The sequence below is a fragment of the Frankia sp. CeRuru1 genome (assembly GCF_977966315.1).
In genome coordinates this window covers 3,668-27,018 of record NZ_CDWWEW010000009.1, presented here as the reverse complement: position 1 = coordinate 27,018, position 23,351 = coordinate 3,668, and the positions used below count along the sequence as shown (strand labels likewise).

General features: G+C 71.2%; 20 protein-coding genes. 13 read left to right on the top strand and 7 right to left on the bottom strand.

What is annotated here, in order from left to right; all coding sequences use genetic code 11:
* Positions 1-328: 328 nt before the first annotated feature.
* Positions 329-1,765, top strand: a complete 1,437-nt coding sequence (locus AC08OP_RS01590) for an FAD-binding oxidoreductase (RefSeq protein ID WP_476612565.1) — start codon at positions 329-331, stop codon at positions 1,763-1,765.
* A gap of 768 nt (positions 1,766-2,533) precedes the next feature.
* Positions 2,534-3,511 carry a prolyl aminopeptidase gene (gene pip, locus AC08OP_RS01585; protein ID WP_476612564.1) on the top strand — a complete coding sequence of 326 codons (978 nt, stop codon included), beginning with the start codon at positions 2,534-2,536 and terminating at the stop codon, positions 3,509-3,511.
* Here pip and AC08OP_RS01580 read toward each other — a convergent pair.
* Positions 3,501-4,259, bottom strand: coding sequence for an SDR family NAD(P)-dependent oxidoreductase (locus tag AC08OP_RS01580; protein WP_476612563.1), 759 nt, complete (start codon positions 4,257-4,259; stop codon positions 3,501-3,503). The genes pip and AC08OP_RS01580 overlap by 11 nt on opposite strands.
* A 71-nt stretch (positions 4,260-4,330) precedes the next feature.
* Between AC08OP_RS01580 and AC08OP_RS01575 the strand changes: the two genes are divergently transcribed.
* Positions 4,331-4,801, top strand: a complete 471-nt coding sequence (locus AC08OP_RS01575; RefSeq protein ID WP_476612562.1) for a MarR family winged helix-turn-helix transcriptional regulator — start codon at positions 4,331-4,333, stop codon at positions 4,799-4,801.
* Between the two features lie 296 nt (positions 4,802-5,097).
* Here the strand turns inward: AC08OP_RS01575 and AC08OP_RS01570 are convergent, their stop codons facing one another.
* The 3 genes from AC08OP_RS01570 to AC08OP_RS01560 all read right to left on the bottom strand — a co-directional run bounded on the left by AC08OP_RS01570 (position 5,098) and on the right by AC08OP_RS01560 (position 7,048).
* Positions 5,098-5,478 carry a type II toxin-antitoxin system death-on-curing family toxin gene (locus tag AC08OP_RS01570; protein ID WP_476612561.1) on the bottom strand — a complete coding sequence of 127 codons (381 nt, stop codon included), beginning with the start codon at positions 5,476-5,478 and terminating at the stop codon, positions 5,098-5,100.
* Positions 5,475-5,678 carry a ribbon-helix-helix protein, CopG family gene (locus AC08OP_RS01565; protein ID WP_476612560.1) on the bottom strand — a complete coding sequence of 68 codons (204 nt, stop codon included), beginning with the start codon at positions 5,676-5,678 and terminating at the stop codon, positions 5,475-5,477. Before AC08OP_RS01565 ends, AC08OP_RS01570 begins: the two co-directional genes overlap by 4 nt.
* Positions 5,679-5,836: 158 nt before the next feature.
* Entirely contained in the window at positions 5,837-7,048 is a 1,212-nt protein-coding gene (locus AC08OP_RS01560) for an RNA-guided endonuclease InsQ/TnpB family protein (protein ID WP_476612559.1), read from the bottom strand.
* Here AC08OP_RS01560 and AC08OP_RS01555 point away from each other — a divergent pair.
* The 5 genes from AC08OP_RS01555 (at position 7,041) to AC08OP_RS01535 (ending at position 16,229) form a co-directional block, all read left to right on the top strand.
* The gene (locus AC08OP_RS01555) at positions 7,041-7,262 is read left to right on the top strand and encodes a type II toxin-antitoxin system prevent-host-death family antitoxin (protein ID WP_476612558.1); all 222 of its coding nucleotides are present in this window, start codon (positions 7,041-7,043) and stop codon (positions 7,260-7,262) included. The genes AC08OP_RS01560 and AC08OP_RS01555 overlap by 8 nt on opposite strands.
* 108 nt (positions 7,263-7,370) lie before the next feature.
* The gene (locus AC08OP_RS01550; RefSeq protein WP_476612557.1) at positions 7,371-9,284 is read left to right on the top strand and encodes a TIGR02677 family protein; all 1,914 of its coding nucleotides are present in this window, start codon (positions 7,371-7,373) and stop codon (positions 9,282-9,284) included.
* Positions 9,281-10,549, top strand: coding sequence for a TIGR02678 family protein (locus tag AC08OP_RS01545; protein WP_476612556.1), 1,269 nt, complete (start codon positions 9,281-9,283; stop codon positions 10,547-10,549). Before AC08OP_RS01550 ends, AC08OP_RS01545 begins: the two co-directional genes overlap by 4 nt.
* Positions 10,546-14,928 (top strand): TIGR02680 family protein, encoded by a 4,383-nt coding sequence (locus AC08OP_RS01540; protein ID WP_476612555.1) that lies wholly within the window; start codon positions 10,546-10,548, stop codon positions 14,926-14,928. The genes AC08OP_RS01545 and AC08OP_RS01540 overlap by 4 nt, the downstream gene beginning before the upstream one ends.
* Positions 14,925-16,229: a TIGR02679 family protein gene (locus AC08OP_RS01535; RefSeq protein ID WP_476612554.1), complete on the top strand. Its 1,305-nt coding sequence runs from the start codon at positions 14,925-14,927 to the stop codon at positions 16,227-16,229. Before AC08OP_RS01540 ends, AC08OP_RS01535 begins: the two co-directional genes overlap by 4 nt.
* A gap of 37 nt (positions 16,230-16,266) precedes the next feature.
* On the opposite strand, the gene AC08OP_RS01530 is transcribed toward AC08OP_RS01535, so the two are convergent.
* Positions 16,267-16,440: a hypothetical protein gene (locus AC08OP_RS01530; protein WP_476612553.1), complete on the bottom strand. Its 174-nt coding sequence runs from the start codon at positions 16,438-16,440 to the stop codon at positions 16,267-16,269.
* Here AC08OP_RS01530 and AC08OP_RS01525 point away from each other — a divergent pair.
* Complete coding sequence (locus tag AC08OP_RS01525) at positions 16,433-16,654, top strand: hypothetical protein (protein WP_462185804.1); 222 nt, start codon at positions 16,433-16,435, stop codon at positions 16,652-16,654. The two genes, AC08OP_RS01530 and AC08OP_RS01525, sit on opposite strands and share 8 nt — an antisense overlap.
* A 277-nt stretch (positions 16,655-16,931) precedes the next feature.
* On the opposite strand, the gene hypB is transcribed toward AC08OP_RS01525, so the two are convergent.
* Positions 16,932-17,825 carry a hydrogenase nickel incorporation protein HypB gene (gene hypB, locus AC08OP_RS01520; protein ID WP_476612552.1) on the bottom strand — a complete coding sequence of 298 codons (894 nt, stop codon included), beginning with the start codon at positions 17,823-17,825 and terminating at the stop codon, positions 16,932-16,934.
* Positions 17,826-17,831: 6 nt separating this feature from the next.
* Positions 17,832-18,293, bottom strand: coding sequence for a hydrogenase maturation nickel metallochaperone HypA (locus tag AC08OP_RS01515; protein ID WP_476612551.1), 462 nt, complete (start codon positions 18,291-18,293; stop codon positions 17,832-17,834).
* A 428-nt stretch (positions 18,294-18,721) separates the two neighbouring features.
* Here AC08OP_RS01515 and AC08OP_RS01510 point away from each other — a divergent pair, with 428 nt between their 5' ends.
* From AC08OP_RS01510 to AC08OP_RS01495, 4 genes are all read left to right on the top strand, one after another.
* Positions 18,722-19,693, top strand: a complete 972-nt coding sequence (locus AC08OP_RS01510; RefSeq protein ID WP_476612550.1) for an NADH-quinone oxidoreductase subunit B family protein — start codon at positions 18,722-18,724, stop codon at positions 19,691-19,693.
* Between the two features lie 82 nt (positions 19,694-19,775).
* Positions 19,776-21,383 (top strand): nickel-dependent hydrogenase large subunit, encoded by a 1,608-nt coding sequence (locus AC08OP_RS01505; protein ID WP_476612549.1) that lies wholly within the window; start codon positions 19,776-19,778, stop codon positions 21,381-21,383.
* Positions 21,384-21,396: 13 nt separating this feature from the next.
* Positions 21,397-21,963, top strand: coding sequence for a hydrogenase maturation protease (locus AC08OP_RS01500; protein WP_476612548.1), 567 nt, complete (start codon positions 21,397-21,399; stop codon positions 21,961-21,963).
* 78 nt (positions 21,964-22,041) lie between these two features.
* Positions 22,042-23,292, top strand: a complete 1,251-nt coding sequence (locus tag AC08OP_RS01495) for a hypothetical protein (protein WP_476612547.1) — start codon at positions 22,042-22,044, stop codon at positions 23,290-23,292.
* Positions 23,293-23,351: the final 59 nt, after the last annotated feature.

Here is a 23,351-nt window from a genome sequence, read left to right as displayed (position 1 = left end):
CCGGCAGTCTTCGTGGCACTCCCCTTCAGGGGTGACCTACAGGTTCAGGTTCGCATTGGTGCTGGCTGGGTGCACAAAGCCCCCTCCGACCGGCGGACCAGCCCAAACCCGACACGCACTCCCAGGGAATTACATGATCGGAGTGAGGAATTACGTGACCGTCAGCCCCTCACGGCTGGGGAATTTCGTGATCGTCCACATCAAGAAAATGACGCAGCTCCCACCGGTTATTTTGCGACGATCCAGCCGTGGCGTCACCCTGTAGAAGCGAGTAACGCAGACCGATGCCCACCGGAGACATCGGCAAGCGCTGAGGGGAGATCGCTCAATGTCGGCACAGATACTCACGCTGGATGGCGAACGGCAGACGCTCTCGGACGAGACGGTCGAGGAGATCCGCACGATCTTCCGCGGGCAGGTTCTGACGTCGGACGACCTGGGGTATAACGACATCCGGGTCGTCCAGAACGCCATGCTCGACCGCAGACCTGGTCTGATCATCCGATGCACCGGGACCGCCGACGTCGTCGACGCCGTCAGCCTCGCCCACAGGCGGGATCTACTCGTCGCTGTCCGCGGCGGCGGCCACAGCATCGCCGGGACCTGCACGGCCGACGACAGTTTGATGATCGATCTGTCGATGATGCGGGGTGTCTGGGTCGACCCGGATCAGCGACGTGTGCGAGTGGCGGGTGGTGCGACCTGGGGCGACGTCGACCGTGAGACGCAGCTGTATGGGCTCGCGGTACCTGGCGGGGTCGTGTCAACCACGGGCGTCGCGGGTCTGACACTCGGTGGCGGAATCGGCTGGCTCCACCGCAAATACGGTCTGGCCTGTGATGCGCTGCGCGCCGCCGAGGTCGTGACAGCCAGCGGCAAGATCATACGGTGCGACGGGACCGAACATGAGGACCTGTTCTGGGCGTTGCGTGGCGGGGGCGGCAACTTCGGTGTGGTGGTGTCCTTCGAGTTCGAGGCCTATCCGTTGGGCCCGATGGTCTGGAACAGCATGATCGTCCACCCGATCGACGCCGTTACCGAGGTGCTTCCCCGCTGGCAGGACTGGACGTCCACCGTCCCTGACGAGGTCACCAGCCGTGCCCTCCTGTGGTCGCTGCCGGATGCACCGACGCTCCCGCCCGCCGTGCACAACCGCGACGTGCTCATCACGGCCGCCCTGTATGCCGGCGCCCCGGACGAGGGTCAGCGAGCGTGCCGGGCGCTTTCCGAGTTTGGCACGCCGCTTGCCGACATGAGCCAGGCCCTGTCGTACCGGACAGCGCAATCCTCCCTCGATCCCTTCTTCCCCAAGGGCGGACTCCAGAGCTACTGGAAGTCCGTCTACCTGGACAGACTCGATGAGGACGCGACCACGTTCGTGGCGCGCATCAGCCACGACCGCCCGCACCCGACGACGATGGTGCACCTGCCTCTCCTGGGAGGCGCCATGTCACGTGTAGGGACAACCGAAACCGCGTTCGGTGACCGCAGCGCTCGGTACCTGCTGAGCATCGACGGAAACTGGCTGGACCCCGCCGAAGACGACGCAAACATCCGCTGGGTGCGCAATGCCTACGGCGAGGCCGTCAGGCTTCGGTCCGCATCGGGCACTTACCTCAACTTCGGCGGCGACGCGGATCTCGACGACGCCGACCGGGCACGGGCCTGGGGGCGCAACGTCGAGCGGCTGCGGCGAGTGAAGCGCACCTATGACCCGGAGAACCGATTCCGGCTCAACCCCAACATCCCCCCCGCCGAAAGCTGATCCGGCGCTGGGGTTGTAACGGGCATCCGAGGCTTGGCGTTCCGTCCCCGCGCGAGCGCACGAGGACGGAATACTCATCTCTAAAAGATCTCCTCACCGACCGCCAAGGATTCTTGCGATCGATGTCTGTTTGATTTGAATCTCAGCGACAGACCCTGACCGTGTGCGGAGGAATCCAGGTCCGGTGTCCATTCTTCCAGACCCAGTGACCGCTTATATGGCGCCAATAACAATGTACATCACTGCGCTGGGCCGCACCGGGCGAGCTTCTCGGCGGAGAAGCCATCGAGGGAGCCGCAGACAAAATTGTCCCGAGCGCAACGATCACAATCATCAGAAAATACTTCGGGCTTTTCCTGAGCGCCATTTCCGCCCCCTCCAGTGTCGCACCGCCATCTCCTCGGGGAAGTTCCCCACTGGATTGCGAGCCAGAGATACCCTCGCCGCCGGGCTCTAATCATTTCACCAATGACGTGAATCGCAGTAATCTCCGACGTAACCGACGGCGATTTATTGTGATCGATAGTTCATAGTTTGTGATCTACTGGGTAGGTAGAGACAGCGCCGGTGTCCGGCGGCGAGCATGTCGATCAGTTCGCGGAGTAGGTGAGGCATCGGGGTGGTGGTCCAGGCCTGCCAGACCTGCTGCAGGAGGCGGAACGGGATCAGGCAGGTGAGGATCCGGCGAAGGCTGGCCGGCCAGGACGGTAGTCGCTTCAGCCACCGACGATCTCGCAGGTTCCCGTCTTCCCTTCCGAAGGGCAGCAGATGCGGCAGTCGTTCCCACCCATCGACCCGTATGCGCACGGCCTCCTCGAGGTCGGCGAGGGCAACCAGATCTACTGGGAGACCAGCGGCAACCCAGCCGGGAAGCCGGCATTGTGGGTGCACGGTGGCCCCGGCAGCGGCGGGCGCCGCGGCAGCCGCCGAATGTTCGACCCCGAGGTCTACCGGATCGTCCTGTTCGACCAGCGCGGCTGCGGTGAAAGCCGGCCGCACGCCTCCGACCCGACCGTCAGCCTGGAGCACAACACCACCGAGCACCTCATCGCCGACATGGAACGGCTACGCGAGCACCTGGGCATCGACCGGTGGCTCCTCTACGGCGGCTCGTGGGGCTCGACACTGATCCTCACCTATGCCGAGCGCCACCCCGAACGAGTCTCCGAGATCATCATCGTCGGAGTCACCATGACCCGGCCCGAAGAGATCGACTGGCTCTACCGCGGCGTCGGCCGCCTGCTACCAGCCCCCTGGGAGGCATTCCGCGACGGGCTGCCGGCAGACGACCGGGATGGCAATCTTGTAGCCGCCTACAACCGGCTGCTCACCAGCCCGGACGAGGCAGTCCGGGTCAAGGCAGCGCGGGCCTGGTGCGCTTGGGAAGACGCCGTCATCGCCCACGAAACGCTCGGCACGCCGGGCCAGTACAGTGCCAAAGCCGACGACGCGATGATGGCCTTCGTCCGGATCTGCGTGCACTACTTCGCGCATGACGCCTGGCTTGAGGACGGCCAGCTGCTGCGCGACATACACCGGCTCGCCGGGATCCCAGGGGTGCTGATTCACGGCCGACTCGACCTGAGCAGCCCGCTCAAGACCGCCTGGGAGCTCGCCAAGGCATGGCCGGGCGCGGAGCTGAAGGTAATCGACGGCTCAGGCCATACCGGCAGTTCCGCAATGCAAGATGCGATCTTGGAGGCGGCTGAGCGGTTCGGCAAGAACGCGCGGGGTCCTAACGGGTAAGGTGCCGTCCACCCGTCACCGACAGCACCTCGCCGTTGATGTGACTGTTGGCGGCCGACCCAAGGTAGGCGACGGCGGAGGCGACGTCCTCGGGCGTGCAGATGCGGCCGGTCGGCGTCTTCGCTGCCTCAGCATCCACGGCCTTCTGGCCGAGCCACGGTGCACTCAGCGCCCGATCGGTCAGGGTGAAGCCGGGCCGTACGACGTTCGTGAGGATGCCGTACCGCGCCTCTCGCGCCGCGAGCACCCGGGCCGCGGTCTCGAGCGCTCCCTTCGCCGCGGGGTAGGAGACCGCCGCAGGCAGCGGCTGCTCGACGAGGTCCGAGGACACCAGCACCAGCCGGCCCCACCCGGCGTTCCTCATGCCGGGCAGCACGGCGCCGACCACTGCCATCGTCCCGGTGACGTTTGCGGTGAGGCTGTCGGTGAGGCTCTCCCACGTCTCGGTCGGCCCCGTCGGCCATGCGACCGCGTTCGCGACCAGGACCATGATCTCCCCGAGCGTGGTCCGCACCTCACCCACCGCGGCCTCGACCGAGCCGTGGTCCCGCTGGTCCAGCCGCACCGCCACCCCCTTCCCGCCCGTACGGACGATCGCGTCGACGAGGCGCCGGGCACCCTCTTCGTTGTGATGCCAGCCCACGCCGACGTAGGCACCCTCATGCGCGAACAACCTGGCGACCGCGGCGCCGATCGCACCTGACGCCCCCGTGACCAACACGATCCGACCCTCGAACCCAAGATCCATGATCATCCTCCTAAACGATTAGCCGAACACCTGTTAGCCAGCTATATGTTAGCCGACTATGTAAATATACGATGGCCAGCGTGGACGCAGGCGAAGCCATGCGCCTCAATCGGGCGCTGACCAAGATGGGCAAGCTCTACCGCGCCGCGAGGGCGCGCCGATTCGCCGCGCTCGGGCTCCACCCCGGCCAGGACGTGCTGCTGTGGCACCTGGCCCAAGATCGCGGCGGGATGACGATTTCGGAGCTGGCGGCCCGGCTCGGCGTCGAGCCGCCAACCGCGACCCGCAGCCTTGCGCGACTCGAGAAGACCGGGTACTTCCGGCGCGAGCCGGTCGCCACCGACCGCCGCCAGGTGCGCATCGTGGTGACGGATGCGGGCCAGGCGCTGGTACCCGCCATTGAGCAGGCCTGGTCAGAACTCGCCGAGGAGGCCATGGGAGAAGTGAGCGCGCCCGACCGCGAGATCACGATCGACGCGCTCGAGCAGGCCATCGTCAGCCTGCGCGGCGTGATGGGAGACGACGCCCTGGTCGAGGAGTGAGACCGCGCCAATGGCGTGATGGCCGAACATCCGCGGTCCCCCGGTCCATCACGCCTGAAGATCAAGCCAATCGCGGGACCGACGCGGATCTCGACAAGAGCTCAAGGCTCAGCTGGCGCGGCTCCACGACCACCCCCGCCTGTCCGGTCTCACCACTTCAGAGTTCGATCATTATAGCGGTATCGACGCAGCTCACAGCATATATTTTCTTGGTCGCGTGACGCATCTGCCGGCTTGATCGTGACGCATCTGCCGTCATGGTCATGACGCATTGAACGGCTGCCACGAGGCGACTCTCATCGACCGGGTTCGCTCGCCTCCGCGAGAATCCTGGTGATCTCCTCGACAGAATCGCACGCCCCCGCCGCGACGCTGATCACCAGGTCGTAGGCGCCCTCGTTGGTCAGCGTCAGACGGCGACCGTTAAGACCATAGAAGACGATGAGCGCGGCGAGAGCGAGGCGTTTGTTCCCGTCGACGAGCGCATGGTTACGGGCGAGAGAGTGCAGCAGCGCAGCGGCCTTGCCGTCGAGGGTGGGGTACGCGTCGTGACCGAAGACGGTCGCCCGCGGTCGGGCCAGCGCGGATTCGAGCAGGCCATAATCTCGGACCTGGGGCTCGGCTCCGAGCGTCCGTTCGGCGACGTGAAGCAGCTCGGGCAGCGTCAGATAGATCATTCGCCGAGCCGGCGGAGCGCCTCGGCGTACCGCGGAAGCTCCTCGTCCAACACCCGGTCCAGCAGCTCCGCACGGCTGTGCGCCTCGATGTACTCCCGGATCGCCTGCCGGGCGACCTCCTGCATCGACCGCTGCTCCAGCTCGGAGCGGCGCCGCAACGCGTCCGTCTCGGCGTCCGTCAAGCGCAATGTCATAGCCATGCCCAGAATGGTATCATCAGCGATACCGCCACCGTCGCAATCGTCAAGCGCCGTCCGACAGCCAGCAACATCACCCCCGCAGCAGGTACAGACAGACGCGCGTCAGTAGTGTCACTGTTGACATCCTCTCCGCCTTGAAGGGCGGAGATTCCCGCCTGCTACGCCGCTGTGGGCGTGGGCTTCGGGTGGGTTCCCGCTTCGCCGCGCGGTGCCGGCACGGATGCCGGTCTTACCCGCGCTCCACGGGCTGACACCGCCAGTCCGGCGGCCAGTGCGACGTTGACCGCCGCATTCACATCCCTGTCCAGCACCGACCCGCAGGCCCTGCACGTCCATTCGCGGACGTGCAGCGGCTTCGGGCCGTCCTTCACCCCGCAGACCGAACAGACCTGCGACGTTGGCTCGAACCGGCCGATCCGGGCGAACCGCCGGCCGTACCGGGCGGCCTTGTACTCCAGCATGCCGACGAACGCCGACCATCCAGCGTCGTGCACCGACTTCGCCAGCCGGGTACGGGCGAGACCCTTGACCGCCAGGTCCTCCACGGCAACCGCTTGGTTCGCGCGGATCACCTTCGTGGAAAGCTGGTGGTGGAACTCGCGCCGCGCGTCGGCCACACGGGCGTGGGCACGGGCGACCTTGACCCGGGCCTTCTCCCGGTTGCGGGAGCCCTTCTTCTTGCGGGACAGGTTCCGCTGCGCTCTTTTGAGCCGCTTCTCGGCCCGGCGCAGGAACTTCGGCGACGTGACCTTCGTGCCGTCCGAGAGGACCGCGAAATGCGTCAGCCCGAGGTCGATGCCGATCTCGGACGTGGTCGGCGGGTGCGGTTCCTCCAGTCCGGTCTCCACGACGAAGCTCGCGAAGTACCGGCCCGCACCGTCCTTGATCACCGTCACGGTGGACGGGGTGGACGGCAGCCGGCGTGACCAGCGCACGTCGACATCCCCGATCTTCGGGAGCCGTAGTTTCCCGCCGGGGGTGAGCGACCAGCGGGCGTTCGCGGTGAACCGGACCGACTGTCGAGTGTCCCGCTTCGACTTGTACTGGGGCGCACCCATCCGGGGGCGTTTCCCTTTCAGCCCGTCGAAGAAGTTCCGGTAGGCCGTGTCCAGATCCCGTAGGGACTGCTGAAGGATCACAGCAGACACGTCGGCGAGCCACGCCCGTTGCGGGGTCTTCTTCGCCTCGGTGATCAGCAGCTTGGACAGGTCCCCGGTCTTCGGGAACGGCAACCCCGCCGTGCGGGCGGTCTCCCGGGCGCGCAGGCCGTCGTTGTACACCACCCGCGCGCACCCGAACGCCCGCGCCAGCGACTCGCGCTGACCGGCGCTCGGGTACAAGCGGAAGCTGTACCGAAGCTGCATGCACATCAGTGTACGTGAACGTGCATGGGAGTACATTGAGTGTATGGCTGAGGAATCCGCGGAACTCTCTGCTGCCGACGCTCGCCGCCAGTTCGCCGATGTGCTCAACGCCGCTTCGGCGCGCGGCCGGATCACGTACATCACTAGCCGAGGTCGCCGTGTCGCCGCAGTCGTACCGCTCCCTATCGCCGAGAACGCCGAGCGGGACCGTCCGGTCTAGAGCACGCTCAGGCCGCGAAGCGGCCTTCCCGCACGGCTCTTCACCCCCGGCCTGAAGGCCGGAACCCTGAGCCGCATCTTGGTAGCATGGTGGGCGATACTGGGCGGTGTGACGAGCGACGGACAGACCGGGCCGGCAGCCGGCGGTGATGCGCCGCCCCGGCAGCCGTTCGCACATCTGAGCGCCCCCAACGCGGACGTCTACCGGGAGGTGCTGACGACGTTCGCGCGGGCGCGGGACCGGTTCATCGTCCATATGCGCCCCGAGGACGTGCTCGCGGACCTGGGGCGGCCGGGGCAGACCGAGTCGATCGTCGCCGCGCTGGACAAGCTCGTTGAGTGGGGCAACCTGCGGGCCGACCCGGACACCGGCCGGGTGACCACGGTGGCGGACTTCCACCGGGCGCGCTACCTGTACCAGCTGACCCCGGCCGGGCAGGCGGCCGAGGAGGCGATCGCCGTCTACGAGGTGGCGATCGGCCGCCGGGGTGCCCTGCAGTCGGTGGCGCTGGAGGACATCGCCGCCCAGCTGCGCGCCCTGGTGGAGATGACGGCCGGCGACGCCGCCGATCTCGACCCGGCGAAGGTACACCTGCTGCTGCTGGGGCTGGCGGAGCGGTTCACCGGACTGGCCGACAACGCTCAGGCGTTCATGACGTCCCTCCGCCGAGTGATCGACTTCTCGGACGGTGACGTGGACGCGTTCCTCGCCTACAAGCAACGGCTCATCGACTACATCAACCGGTTCATCGCCGAGCTGGCGAACCGGGGCGCGGAGATCGCCACCCTGCTGGGTCAGGTCGAGGGGGCCGGCGTCGAACGCCTGCTGCTGCTCGCGGCCCGTCGGGAGGCGACCGACGCCGTGCCTGACGTGCCTGACGTGCCCGAGGTATCCGACTCCGAGGCATCCAATTCCGGGCTATCCGACGTGACCGAGGTACCCGACGAGGGCCCGTCCGACCGCCGCCGGGCCGGCGCCGAACGGGCCAGCACCAAGCGGACCGGAGCCGGGCGAACCGACGCCGAGCGGATTCGGACCGCCTACGACGCCGCGGTCGCCGCGGCCCTGGACGGCTGGCGCAACCGCTGGCGCGGCCTGCACGACTGGTTCGTGTCGGCGGATTCACGTCGTCCCTCCCAGGCACGGTTGTTGCGGGGCGCGGCGATCACCGCGATCACCCAGCTCATCGACACCGTCGCCGCACTCAACGAGCGCCGTACCGGCCGTTCGGACCGGTCGGCGGACTTCCGCACGCTCGCCCGCTGGTTTGCCGAGGCGCCTGACGACGCGGCGGCCCACCGGCTGTGGCGGGCCGCCTTCGGCCTGGCCTCGGCCCGGCATCTCACCGTCAGCCAGGAGACCGTCGCCGCCTGGCAGGAGGACGAGCCGACACCGAACACGCCGTGGCAGGAGGCGCCGCCGATGCGGATCAGCCCGCAGCTGCGCCGGACCGGTTCCTACGAGCGGCGCGGAACGCCGAACCGGGTCACGGACCGCGCGCGGCAGCGGCGGCTGCTCGCCGAGCAGGCCGCGCGGGAGGCGGAGCAGGCCGCGTCCGCTCGGGCCCGGCTCGCCACCGACGGGCCGGTGCTGCTGTCCCAGCTCGGCGTCCTGGACCGGCAGGCGTTCCGGCTGTTCCTCGGCCTGCTCGGGGACGCGCTCGCCGCCAGGCTGCCGGGCGATACCGAGGTGGAGACCACGTCCAGCGACGGCACGGTCCTGATCCGGCTCACCCTCGTCCCCGGCGGGGGGGTGGCGCGGATCGAGACCGAGGATGGCGTCCTGGACGGCCCGGAACACACCGTCGAGATCGTCGACCTGGCCGGTGCGGCATCGCGTCCGGCGGCCTGGAACGACCTGAATGGCCTGAATGGCCTGAATAACTGGAGCGACTCGAACGACAGGAATGACCGAAACCGGCAAAACGATCTGAATGGCCGGATGGACGACCTCGATCCGGTCGTACTCGCCGGTGGGCCGGACCGGCTCGAGCTGCTGGAGACCGGACGGGTGTCCGGATGACGGCGGACTCGGTCGCCGAGGAGAACCGGGCCGCGCGGCGCAGGGCCCTGCGCGCGCTGCTGGCCGGGCCGCTACGCACCGCCGGCGCGGACGACGAGGTCCTGCGGCTGGTCCGCCGGCACGCCTCCGAGCTGCGCGAGTGGCTCGCCGCCGAAACCGGCTGGCGGCTGGTCGTCGACGCCGAGTCGGCACGGCTGTTCAAGACGGCGGCGACCATCCAGGACGACACTCACCCGGCGCGGGAGGGGAAGGGCCGAGCGCCGTTCGGGCGGCGCCGCTACGTCCTGCTGTGCCTCGCGCTGTCGGTGCTGGAGGCGGCGGATACCCAGATCACCCTTGGCCGGCTGGCCGAAGGGGTGCTGGTCGCGGCGAGCGACCCGGAACTGGCCCGCACCGGGGTCACCTTCACCCTCAGCCGCCGGGACGAACGTTCCGACCTCGTGGCGGTGGTCCGGCTGCTGCTCGCGCTCGGCGTGCTGGATCGGGTCGCCGGCGAGGAGGACGCCTATCTGCGCGACAGCGGCGACGCGTTGTACGACGTACGCCGCAGGGTGCTCGCGTCGCTGCTGACCGGTACCCGCGGCCCGTCGACCATCGACGCCGACGACATCGGGGCGCGGCTCGCCGAGCTGACCCACGAGCCCGTCCCCGACACCGACGACCTGCGCAACCGGTCGCTTCGCCACCGGTTGACCCGCCGGCTGCTCGATGATCCCGTCGTCTATTACGACGAGCTCGCCGAGGACGAGCGCGCCTACCTGATCAGCCAGCGCCGGGCGATCACCAGACGGATCGAGGACGCCACCGGTCTGATCGCCGAGATGCGCGCGGAAGGGATCGCGATGGTCGACCCCGACGACGAGCTCACCGACGTACGGATGCCGGAACAGCGCACCGACGGCCACGTGACCCTGCTGGTCGCCGAGTATCTCGCCGCCCAGCCAGATTCCGCGGGGCCGGTGCCGGTCGGCCGGCTGCGTGGCTACGTTCGGAAGATGGCGGCCGAGCATTCCACCTACTGGCGGCGGGGCGTCACCGAACCGGGTGCCGACGCCGAGCTGCTCGCCATGGCGCTGGACAAGCTGCGCGCGCTGCGGCTGGTCACGGACGTGCCGGGCCAGGCCGGCGAACCACCGGCGGTGCTCGCCCGGCCCGCGATCGCGCGCTACGCCGTCGAGGCGCCGACGATCCACGACAGCCGGGCGGGCGGCGCCGACCCGGTCAGAAGCGGTCCGGTCAGAAGGAAGAAGACGAGCCGCCGATGAGCACCTCGCCCCGCGTGCCCGCGGCACCGACCCGCGCGTCCACTACATCGGCATCGGCATCGCCCACGACACCGACACCGACACCGTCCCCGGCATCGACCGCGATTCCCGTTCCGGCCCGGGAGGACCGCTGGCAGCCGCTGCGCGCCGGCCTCGTCGATCTCTTCTACTACGACGTGGAAGAGTTCCACTTCCACGACGGGCGGCTGCTGCTGCGCGGCAACAACGGTACCGGCAAGTCGAAGGTCCTGGCGCTGACGCTGCCGTTCCTGCTGGACGGCGAGCTGGCCGCGCACCGGGTCGAACCGGACGGTGACCGCAACAAGCGGATGGAATGGAACCTGCTGCTGGGCGGCCGGCACCCGCATCCCGAGCGGCTCGGCTACACCTGGCTGGAGTTCGGCCGGCTGGGCGGTGACGGCGTCCCCGAGTACCGCACGATCGGGGCCGGCCTGAAGGCGGTCAGCGGGCGCGGCATCGTCCGGCACTGGTTCTTCGTGACCCGCCAGCGGATCGGTCCGCAGCTGTCCCTGGTCGGCCCGACCCGGGTGCCGCTGACCAGGGACAAACTGAAAGACGCCGTCGACGGCCACGGCGCGGTGTATGACACCGCGTCGGACTACCGCCGTGCCGTGGACGAAGCGCTGTTCGGTCTCGGCGGGCACCGGTACGAGGCCCTGGTCAACCTCCTGATCCAGCTACGTCAGCCGCAGCTGTCCAAGAAGCCCGACGAGAAGCTGCTCTCCCGGGCACTCACCGAGGCGTTGCCGCCGCTGGACCCCGCGCTCGTGGTCACCGTGGCCGAGGCGTTCCGGGGCCTGGACGAGGAACGGGAGACGCTGCGCGCCCTCGCCGAGGCGGAAACGGCGGCGCAGGCGTTCCTGACCCACTACCGCCGGTACGCCCGGGTGGCCGCGAAACGGTACGCCGCGCCGCCGCGACAGGCGCACAGCCGCTACGAGCAGCACGGGCGGGATCTCGCCGAGGCCGACGCCGCGCATCAGGCGGCGGTCGAGGCCCTGACGGCCGCGCAGCAGGCGCTCACCGAGGTGGAGGAGGCGAAGGCCACACTGACCGCCCGGCGGGACGCGCTGCGGGACAGCCCGGAGATGCGCGACGCGGCGGCGCTGCGGGGCGCCGAGGAGGATGCCGGGCGGCTCGCCCGGTTCGCCGCCCAGCGGGACCGGGACAGCCAGGCCGCGGCCGAGGCCGCCGGCGACCGGAAGAGCCGGCTCACGGGGGCGGAACGCACGGTCCAGGCCGACGCGGCGGGCTTCGAGGCCGCGGTCCGGGCCGCCGGGCTGGCGGCCGAGGCCGCCCTGGTCACCGGCCGGCACGCCGCGGTGCTCACCGAGCTGGACGGCGGGGAACCGCCGTACCGCGACGCCCGGCGATCCGCCGAGGCCCTGGTCGGGCAGCAGGGCGCCGCCGTGAACCGCCTCGACGGGTTGCTGCGCGCGGCGGCCGACGCCGGCGTGGCGCTGCGCGCAGCCCGGGACGACCTGGACCGGATCACTGCCGAGCAGCAGGCCGCCGCCGAGCGGATCGCGGCGGCCGAGGACCTGACCGCCCAGCGCGGGGCGGACCTCGTCTCGGCCTGCACGGCCTACCTGGCCGGCTGCGCGTACCTGCGGCCGGCCGACCCGGACGCCGCGCTGGCGGCCCTGGCCGGCTGGGTGGACACGCTCGACGGGCCCAACCCGGTCGCCACCGCGGTGGACGAGGCGGCGCGGCTGGCCACCGCCGGTCTCGGCCGCCGGCAGGCCGTCCTCGACGGCGAGCAGACGGCCGCCCGGCGGGAACTCGAACGGCTCGCCGAGGAGATCGAGCGGCTGGCGGCCGGTGGCCACGACTCGCCGCCGGCCCCGCACACCCGCGACGAGCACGGGCGGGACGGCCGGGACGGCGCCCCGCTGTGGAAAGTCGTCGACTTCGTCGACGGCGTGCCCGACGAGCACCGGGCCGGAATCGAGGCGGCGCTGGAGGCCGCCGGGATCCTCGACGCCTGGGTCGGCCCGGACGGGCGGCTGCACGACCCCGTCAGCGACGACGTTCTGGTCACGCCCGGGCGGCCGGCGCCGGGGGGTGGGCTGGCTGCGGTGCTCACGCCGGCGATCGACCGCGACGACGCACGCGCGGGCCGGCTGAGCGACACCGCGGTCGCCGCCGTCCTCGCGACGATCGGCCTGCGCGGTGGGCCCGGCCCGGCCGGCGGCTCCTTGGCCCACGGGCCGGCGGCCAACGGGACCTCGGGCATCGGGACCTCGGGCATCGGGACCTGGGACATCGGGACCTGGGTCACCGTGGACGGCCGGTTCGGTAACGGGGTCCTGACCGGCGGGTGGCGCAAGGAAACCGCCGGCTACATCGGTGAGGGCGCCCGCGAGGCGGCCAGGCGGGCCCGGCTCGACCACCTGCGCGCCGAGGCGGCCCGGATCGAGCTACGGCTCGACGAACTGGCCGCGGCCGCCGCGGAGCTGGCCGGCCGGCAGCTCTCGCTGGCCGCCGAGCACGGGGCCCGGCCCTCCGACGGCGACCTGCGCGAGGCGCACGCGCAGCTGGCCACGGAGCACAAGGCCAAGCGGCGGATCGACGCCCAGCACCAGGAGGCGGCAGCTGTCGCGGCCCGCCGGCAGCAGGCCGCGGGTGAGGCACGGGCGGCGGCCGAGGAGTTCGCCGGCGACGTGCGCCTGCCCGCGGAGCCGGCCGCGCTGGCCGGCGTCCGGGACGCCCTGGGTGACTACCGGGCGGAGCTGGCCGCGCTGTGGCCGGCGGCGGAGTCGCTGGACCGGTCCCGCCGCGCGGCGACCGAGGCGGAACACGAACTCACCCTCGCGCTGGAACGCCAGGAACAGGCGGCCGAGGCGGTCGCCGAGGCGCAGACGCAGGCCGACGCGGCCGCCGAGCGTCACCGGGTCCTGGTCGAGACGGCCGGCGCCGCCGTCGACGAACTGTTCCGCAAACTGGCCGCCGTCGACACCGAACTCGACCGGTGCGGGCAGCGGGAGAAGCAGGCGCGGGCCGCCGAACGGGATGCGCTCGACGCCCGGGGCCGGGCTCACGGCCGGCGTGAGACGTTGCGGGAGGCGATCACCACCGCCGCGGCCGAACGCGAGGCGGCTGTCGTGAAGCTCCGGGCGTTCGCGGCCACCGGCCTGCTCGCGGTCGCCGTCCCGGGCCTGGAGATCCCGGACCCGGCTGCCGGCTGGGCGCCGTACCCTGCGATCACGCTCGCCCGGGCGGTCAACGCCGCCCTCGACGACGTCGACGACACCGACCGCCGGTGGGAGCTGGCGCAGCAGCGGGTGTCGGCCGAGCACAAGGTTCTCACCGACGCGCTGTCCCGGCACGGCCACTCGGTCGGGATGATCGTCTCCGACGGCGTGATCGTGGTCGACGTCCTGTTCCAGGGCCGCAAGCAGGACATCCCGGCCCTGGTCGCCGCGCTGGAGGCGGAGACCGGACAGCGGGCGATGCTGCTGTCCGCGAAGGAACGCGAGATCCTGGAGAACCACCTCGTGAACGAGGTGGCCGGCGCCCTGCAGGAACTGATCAGCGACGCCGAGAGCCAGGTCCGCCGGATCAACACGGACCTCGCACAACGGCCCACGTCGACCGGCATGCGGCTGCGGTTGCAGTGGCGGGTCGCCCGCAGCGCCCCCGAGGGGCTCGGCACGGTGCGCGACCGGCTGCTGCGGCAGACGGCCGACGCCTGGAGCCCCGCCGAGCGGACCGCCGTCGGCGCGTTCCTCCAGGAGCAGATCAACCGGGAGCACAGCGCGGACACCACCGGCGGATGGGCCGAGCAGTTGACCCGTGCCCTGGACTACCGCGGCTGGCACGAGTTCGCTGTGCAGCGATTCCAGGACGGTCAGTGGCGGCCGGCGAGCGGTCCGGCATCCGGTGGTGAGCGGGTGCTCGCGGCGTCGGTGCCGCTGTTCGCAGCCGCCTCGTCGTTCTACGACTCCTCCGGCAACCGGCATGCACCCCGCTTGGTCGCCCTGGACGAGGCGTTCGCCGGGGTGGACGACGACTCGCGGGCCAAGTGCCTGGGCCTGCTCGCCGCGTTCGACCTCGATGTGGTGATGACCAGCGAGCGCGAGTGGGGCTGCTACCCGCAGGTCCCCGGCCTGGCGATCGCGCAGCTGTCCCGCCGGGACGGCATCGACGCCGTGCTCGTCACGCCGTGGCGGTGGGACGGGCACGAGCGCACCCGCGTCGACCGGCCGGTGCCCTACCAGCCCGAGCGGCCCGACCAGCCCGACCGGCCCGACCAGCCCGACCAGCCCGAGCGGCCCGACCAGCCCGAGCTACTCGACCAGCCCCAGCCGCTCCGTCCGGCGCAGGGCGGCGACACCGAGCCCCTGCCGTTCGAGTGAGCGCGTCGTCGACCGGGGCCGCCCGCGATACGGGAGCCGCCCGCGATGTGGAACGGCTGCGCCGTCTGCTGGGCGGTGAGCACACGGCGTGGCTGCTCGACCGGGTGCGGCGCAGGATCGAGCTGGGCCGGCCGCTCACCGGGACAGTCACCCTCGGCCGGGCCAGCGCGGACCAGCGGCGGGGGGTCGAGCGGCTGCTGGGCCGCCGGGCCGGCGCCGGCGCTTCGCTGTCCGTGTCGTTGGACGAGGTCGACGCGGTGCTGCGGTCCAGCGGCGCCGCGCCGGGCGGACTCGCCGCCGCCGTCCGCCAGCTCACCGGGGATGTCACGGAGCGGGCGGAGCTGGCCACGGCGCAGTCACGGGCCTGGGCGCAGGCGCACCAGCCCCTGGACGACCTCCTCGCCCGGCGCCCCGAACTCACCCCCTGGCGGTCCTGGCTGGACAGCACCGGCCTGCTGCGCCGGCTGGCTGGCACCCCGGACGCGGCGGTGCCGCTGGTCGCCGACCTGGTCCGGGTGCTCGACGCGTTGCCCTCACCCGGCGTGGCGCTGGGCCGGCTGGCCGCCACCAGCACCGGCGACGCGCACGCGCTCGACGACGGCCGGCCGCTGGCGACGCTGGCCTTGGCGGCGGCCCGGGTACTGGGCGGATCCCACCCGGCGGGTGACGGCTCGGCCGCGGGCCGCCGCGCCGCGTGGGCCGCTGCCGGGGTGCACCGTGACGAACTGTCGTCCACGGTGCTCTGCCTGGGCCTGCCGGGCGGGGCGGACAGCCCGACCGGCCGGATCCTGGCCATCTGTCGTGAGGCGGGGGAGCCCTGCGTGCTCACTCTGCGCCAGGTCGGCCCGGGCCAGGACCGCGGCGACCTCGGGGTGGGCCTCGGAGTGGTGTACCTGTGTGAGAATCCGATCGTGCTGGCCAGCGCCGCCGACGAGCTGGCGGGCCGCACCCCGCCGCTGGTGTGCGTGAACGGCCAGCCGTCGGCCGCCGTCATCGGCCTGCTCTCGGCGCTCGCCGGCCAGGGCGCGCGGTTCGCCTACCACGGCGACTTCGACTGGGGCGGCCTCCGCATCGCCAATGGGCTGCGGGAACGGATCGGCTGGCGGCCATGGCGTTTCGACGCCCGGTCCTATCAGGCGGCGCTGGCCACGGTGACCGGTGGCGAGCTGGCCGGCCGGCCGGTCGACGCGGCCTGGGACCCCGACCTGCGCCCCGCGCTGGAGCACCATGCAATCAGAGTGGACGAGGAACTCGTCCTCGCCGAGCTGATCGACGACCTCAGCGCCCCACACGACCGATAACCCTCGGTAGCATTCGGTAGCACTCGGTAGATGAAGGCTAGGCGCTCAAGGGTGCGGCCGGTAGAGTCCCGGCGACACGCGCGGGCAGCAGGTCGGCAGCCTCGCTCGTCCGGGCGCCCTGGCCGGTGAGAGCAGCGATGATCGCCTGGTCTTCGTCGACGACGAGCAGCGGCGCCCGGTGCGGCAGGCGCATACTGGAGGCGATGACCAAGTCAGCGGTACCCAGGCCCCGTCTGTCCACCAGCCCCTTCAAGGCCCCGGTCACCCCGCCGTGCAAGCGGTTCGCCGTAGGAGACCGGGTCACCCACGACAGGTACGGCCTCGGCCAGGTAACCGGGGTCGAAGAAGAAATCGCCGTCCTCGTCGATTTCGGTTCCCAGCAGGAACGCATTCTGAGCCCGTTCAGCAAGATGTCCCGTCTCTGACGCCGTGAGGCTTCGATTCGCGAAACCCGAAGACGCCACGTAGGCGGCGGAAGGTCCCGCGGGGAAGCCTGTCACCGCCCTGACGTCCTACCCCTCGTTCCACTCCGGCAGCCCACCCCGAAAGCGAGACATCTCATCGCCACCGCCTCGATCCCCCTCTTCTCCGCGTCGGAGCCGCCGCGGTCTCTGCCGCGGCAGGAGCCCCCGCCTCTGACGATCCGCCTCTTCCAGGCACCCGACTTCGGGCCGTCTGATGTCGAGATCATCGATTTCGCGGTCACGGACGTCGAGACCGTCGCCTTCCAGGAGCCCGTCGTCGAGCGCCCGCCCGCGCTGGATCCCCGTCGTCATCGAGCACGGCCCCGCCGATCGTAGGCTCCGGGCGCTGTCCGGGTAGGGCGCGCAGCCACGCGCACCAGGCGTCGACCCCCTGGCCGGTACGGGCGCTGACCTCCAGCACGGCCACGCCCGGGTTGACGTCGGCGAGGTTCTTCCGGAACGCCTCGAGGTCGAAGTCGAGGTGGGGAAGCAGGTCCGTCTTGTTGACGAGCACCAGGTCGGCCGAGCGGAACATGACCGGGTACTTGAGGGGCTTCTCCTCGCCCTCGGTGACGGCGAACACCATCGCGCGCAGATCCTCCCCGACCTCGAACTCGGCGGGGCACACCAGGTTGCCGACGTTCTCGATAACGACGAGATCGAGGTCGCGCAGGGGCAGCCGGCCCAGCGCCGAGGCGACCATGGGCGCGTCCAGGTGGCACTCCCCGCCGAACCCGTTACCGGTGTTGATCAGGGCGATCGCCGCGCCGAGCCCGTCGAGGCGGTCGGCGTCGATGCTGGTCTCGATGTCGCCCTCGATGATCCCGACCCGCAGATGCGGGCCGAGACGGCGCAGCGTCTCGACCAGCAGGGTGGTCTTACCGGCGCCGGGAGCGGACATCAGGTTCACCACCGTGACGCCGGCGGCGTCGAAGGCGGCCCGGTTCGCCAGCGCGACCCGCTCGTTCTCCCCGAGGATCCGCTCGAGGACCTCGACCCGTTCGGGCCCGGTGCCATAGCCGGAATGGTCCCCGACGGACACCCCGGCCGGTGAGTGCGGACCCGAGTGCTCGTGCGGCGCCCCTTCCGGGTGGGGATGCGCCCCTTCCGGGTGGGGATGGAAGCGACCCACCGCGCGTCACGCCTCCACGGTGCCGGGAACTACCGGGTCGGGAACTACCGGGTCGGGAACTACCGGGTCGGAAGCCACCTCGAACGAGGTGACGAGGAACTCCTCGCCGGTGACGATGGTGACGCCGGCCGCGCCGCAGGTGCCGCAGCGCAGCACCCGGTCCGCCAGCTCGCCGCGGGTCCCGCACACCCGGCAGCACACACTGACCGGCACGCTCTCGACCTCCAGCACAGACCCGGCCAGCACAGACCCGGCCAGCACCTGCCCGCCGGGGGGATCGGCGCCGTTCCCCGGCGGCCCAGCGCTCTCCGGGGGCCCAGCGTTCATCAGCTCCCAGCAGTAGGCGAGGGTTTCCGGCACGATCTGGCGCAGCTGGCCCACCCGGACGTGCACCCGGGTGACCGGCCGACCGGCCGCGTGCCGGGTGACGACGTCCGCGATCGATCGGCAGACGGACAGCTCGTGCATCGCCCGGTCCTCCCCCGGCACCCTCCGGCCGACCCGCCTGATCCGGTGACCCGCCCGAGCCGGCATCGCACCGGCTCACCACTTCGCCGGGCCGCGCCTCGGCGCTCGCCCCACGGGCGTCGATGAGGGCAGGCTGGGATGGCCGGTGCATACCCCACTCTCACCCGGTCGTGTGCGCTTCACCAAACCGCACTGCGCGTTGGTGACTGCGCGTTGGTGGCAGCCTCCGCGCACGGTCGATAGGCGTCCGGCGTTGGGGGACATAGCGTCTGCTCTGCCGGACGTCTCCGTGAGGCGACGGGCCACCCGACGATCACCCGGCCCAGCGGCTTCTGATCACCTCGCCGGAGGGCTCGGTCCGCTCGTGGAGGTGGGCGGTGCGGCGGACCGCGGTGCCGACCACGGCCCGTCCGACGAAGGGAGTGCTGATGTCATCCGTGCTGTGGTTCCAAGGCGGGGCGTGCAGCGGCAACACGATGTCCTTCCTGAACGCCGACGAGCCCAACGTCGTCGACCTGATCACCGACTTCGGGCTGGAACTGCTCTGGCACCCATCGTTGGGGCTGGAGAACGGCGCCCAGGCCCGGGAGCTGTTCACCGACTGCGCGCGGGGTGAGCGGCCGGTCGACATCTTCGTCTTCGAGGGTTCGGTGATCCGCGGCCCGGACGGAACCGGCGGCTTCGACGTCTTCGCCGAGCGGCCCATGCAGGACTGGGTGCGCGAGCTGGCCGCCCAGGCTCAGGTGGTGGTGGCGATCGGGGACTGCGCGTGCTGGGGCGGGATCCCCGCGACGGCGCCGAACCCGACGGACTCCACCGGGCTGCAGTTCCACAAGCGTGAACGCGGCGGTTTCCTCGGCCCGGGCTTCCGGTCGCGCTCCGGGCTGCCCGTCGTCAACATTCCGGGCTGCCCGGCCCACCCGGACTGGATCACGCAGATCATCGTGGCGCTGGCCACTGGCCGGGCCGCCGACATCGCGCTCGACGAGCTGCACCGGCCACGGACGTTCTTCACGACATTCACCCAGACCGGCTGCACCAGGGCGGAGTACTTCGAATACAAGCAGTCGACCCTGGCTTTCGGGGACGGGACCCGCAAGGGCTGCCTGTTCTATGAGTTCGGCTGCCGCGGCCCGATGACCCACTCCCCGTGCAACCGGATCCTGTGGAACCGCCAGTCGTCGAAGACCCGCGCCGGCATGCCGTGCATCGGGTGCACGGAGCCGGAGTTCCCATTCTTCGACCTCGCCCCCGGCACGGTCTTCAGGACCCGGAAGGTCGGCGGGCTCATTCCGCGGGAGGTGCCGGCGGGCAGCGGCCACCTCGGCTACCTGGCACACGCGGCAGCCGCCCGGATAGTCGCCCCGCAGTGGTCGAAGGAGGACATGTTCGTCGTCTAGCCGCCCGGCAGCCGATGACCGATGACCGCGCGTGCTCCGACCGGAGACCGCGAGGAACGGACGGGGAGGAGAGAGGATTCCAATGGCCACCGTCGATCTCAACATCAGCCCGTTGGGGCGCGTCGAGGGCGACCTCGACGTCCGGGTCACGATCGACGACGGGGTGGTCACCTCGGCGTGGACCGAGGCGGCGATGTTCCGGGGCTTTGAGATCATCCTGCGCGGCAAGGACCCGCAGGCGGGCCTGATCGTGACCCCGCGGATCTGCGGGATCTGCGGGGGCAGCCACCTGTACAAGTCGGCGTACGCGCTGGACGTCGCGTGGCGCACCGAGATGCCGCCCAACGCGACGCTGGTCCGCAACATCGCGCAGGCGTGCGAGACGTTGCAGAGCATCCCGCGCTGCTTCTACGCGCTGTTCGCCATCGACCTCACAAACCAGAAATACGCCTCCTCGCCGCTGTATGAGGAGGCGGTGCGGCGGTTCGCGCCCTACACCGGCAGCAGCTACGGCCCGGCGGTGGTGCTGTCGGCCAAGCCGGTGGAGGTCTACGCCATCTTCGGCGGGCAGTGGCCGCACTCCAGCTTCATGGTGCCCGGCGGGGTGATGTGCGCGCCGACGCTGCCGGACGTGACCCGCTCCATCGCCATCCTGGAACACTGGAAGGTCAACTGGCTGGAGAAGCAGTGGCTCGGCTGCTCGGTGGAGCGCTGGCTGGCCAACCGTACCTGGCAGGACGTGCTCGCCTGGGTGGACGAGAACCCCGCCCAGCGCGACAGCGACTGCGGCTTCTTCCTCCGGTACTGCCTCGGCCTCGGCCTGGACCGCTACGGCCAGGGAGTCGGCAACTACCTGGCGACCGGGACATACTTCGCCCCCGACCTCTACACCCGGCCGACCATCTCCGGCCGCAACGCGGCACTCATCGGCCGGTCCGGGGTGTACGCGGGCGGCGAGTACTCCGAGTTCGACCAGGCCCGGGTGCGGGAGGACGTCACCCACTCGTTCTACGAGGGGACCGAGGCGCGCCACCCGTTCGACGGCGAGACCCGGCCCATCGATCCGGCGCGCGGCCGGGAGCAGGGCAAGTACAGCTGGGCGAAGTCACCCCGGTACGAGGTGCCGAACCACGGGTACCTGCCGTTGGAGGCCGGGCCGCTCGCCCGCCGCGTCGCCGCCGCGGCTCCCGGCGCGGGTGCCCACCAGGACGACGACCCGTTGTTCGGGGACATCCTGGCGGCCATCGGCCCGTCGGTGATGGTCCGCCTGCTGGCCCGGATGCACGAGGCCGCCAGGTACTACCAGTGGACGCGGGCCTGGCTCGACCAGCTGGACCTGCACGAGCCGTTCCACCTCAAGCCGGTGGAGTACGCCGAAGGGCGCGGCTTCGGTTCCACGGAGGCGGCCCGCGGCTCGCTCTCGGACTGGATCGTCATCGAGGACGGCAAGATCGCGAACTACCAGGTGGTCACCCCGACCGCCTGGAACATCGGCCCCCGCGACGGCTCCGAGGCGCCCGGTCCCATCGAGCAGGCCCTCGTCGGCACGCCCATCGTGGATCCGGAGAACCCGATCGAGCTCGGCCACGTGGCCCGCAGCTTCGACTCGTGCCTGGTCTGCACGGTCCACGCCTACGACGGCAGGACCGGCCGGGAGCTCAGCAGGTTCGTCATCAACGACAACCTATGACCGGGACCGACCTATGACCGGGGACCGGGAGGCGAGTGCCGCCTCGCGACCCCCGCCCGGGCCGCGGGTGCAGGTCGATCCGCCCGGTTTCGAACCACCAGGGTGCGAGGTGGCCGTGATCGGCTGCGGCAACCTGCTGCGCGGTGACGACGGGGTCGGGCCGATCCTGGTCCGCCGGCTCGCCGAGACGGGCGTCCCGGCCGGGGTGCGCCTGGTCGACGGGGGGACCGCCGGGATGGACACGGCGTTCGCGATGCGCGGCGCGCGCCGGGTCGTGGTCGTCGACGCCAGCCGCACCGGGGCCAAGCCCGGGACCGTGTTCGAGGTCCCGGGCGCACAACTGGAGAACCTGCCCCTGGACGCGCTGCACCCGCACGCCTTCCGCTGGGACCAGGCGCTGGCGTTCGGGCGCTGGCTGCTCGGCGACGGCTATCCGGGCGACGTCGTCGTCTACCTCATCGAGGCGGGCGGCGTGGAGCCCGGCGCCGATCTCAGTCCCGCGGTGCGCCGGGCAATGGAACAGGTCCGGGAGCTGATCATCGCCGGTCTCACCCCCGGGACCGGCGGAACGGACGGATGACCAGACGCATGGATGACCAGACACATGGATGACCAGACGCACAGGTCCAGATGACCAGACACCTGGGTGAGGACGCGCATGGGTGAGGACGACGTCATCGGCACGGGTGTGACCTGCGCGCGCCCGCAGCCCGTCGGGGTCTTCCCGCTGCCGGCCGGTTTCCTGCTCGTGCCGGGCGGCGAGGCCACGGCCGACCTGCGCCGGACGCTGGCGGCCGGGAAGGTGCCGGCGGCCTGGCCGGCGGAGCTGGCCGCGCTGGAGCTCGCCTACCGCGGGGAGGTCGTCGCGGCCGTCGGGCAGCTGCGCGGCGATGACCCGGTCGACCGCTACAACCGCTTCGTGCTGCGGCCGGCGGGCGCTGACCCCGAAGACCCGGTGGCACTGCGCCGGGCGCTCGGCGACGAGCTGGGGATTCTGGTGGACGTGGTCCGGTTCGCCCTGGGCGAGCTGGACGAACCTCCGCCGCCCGGCGGGGAGACCGGCGAGATCGCGGCAATGGTGTGGTCCGCACACGCCGCCCAGGCCATGGCCGCCGGCCGGCCGGGCGAGGCGGCGGGGCTGCTGGAGCGGGCCATCGCCGCAGCGCGGGAGCCCTCCCCCGGTCTCGCCGCCCAGCTCAGGTCCACCGCGGCGGACCTGCGTCGCGGAGTCGAGGGGCCGAGCCCGGCCGTCATCGCAGAGCTGACGGCGGCGCTCGCCGCGCTGGCCGCCACCGACCTCACGGTCGGCCGGGCCGAGCTGCACCTGAGCCTCGGTTCGGCCTACCAGGAGCTGGCCGGGGGCGATCCGGCGAGCCTGAAGGCCGCGGTGGAGCACTACCTCTCGGCGCTGCGCCTGGTCCGCATCGACACCGCCCCGGAGCTGTTCGCGGCGGTACAGGTCAACCTCGCCACGGCATATCTGGCCATGCCGATGGCGCAGGCGTCCGACCAACTGCGGGTCGGCGTAGCTGTGCAGGGCCTGCGGACCGCCCTGTCCGTCTACACCCGCGAGACCCATCCCGAGCGGTGGGCCAGCACCCAGCTCAACCTGGCCAACGCCTTGGTCTACGCGCCGTCCGCACACCGGGAGGACAACCTGCGGGAGGCGGTCGCGCGCTACCAGGAGGTCATCGCCGCCCGCGACCGCGACGTCGACCCCCTCGGCTACGCCCGGGCTCGGGCGAACCAGGGCAACGCCCTGGCCCACCTCGGCCTCTTCGACCCGGCGCAGGCGGTGCTGCACGAGGCACGGGCGATCTTCGAGGAGTTCGGGGACTCCGACGCCGTCCTGGCCGTGCGCGGGGTGCTCGACGAGATCGCCCGCCGGCTCACCGCGAAGTCGACGTGACGCCCGGCAGCGGACCACTCGGTGACGCCCCTCCGGCCACTCCGCCCCTTCCGCCCGGA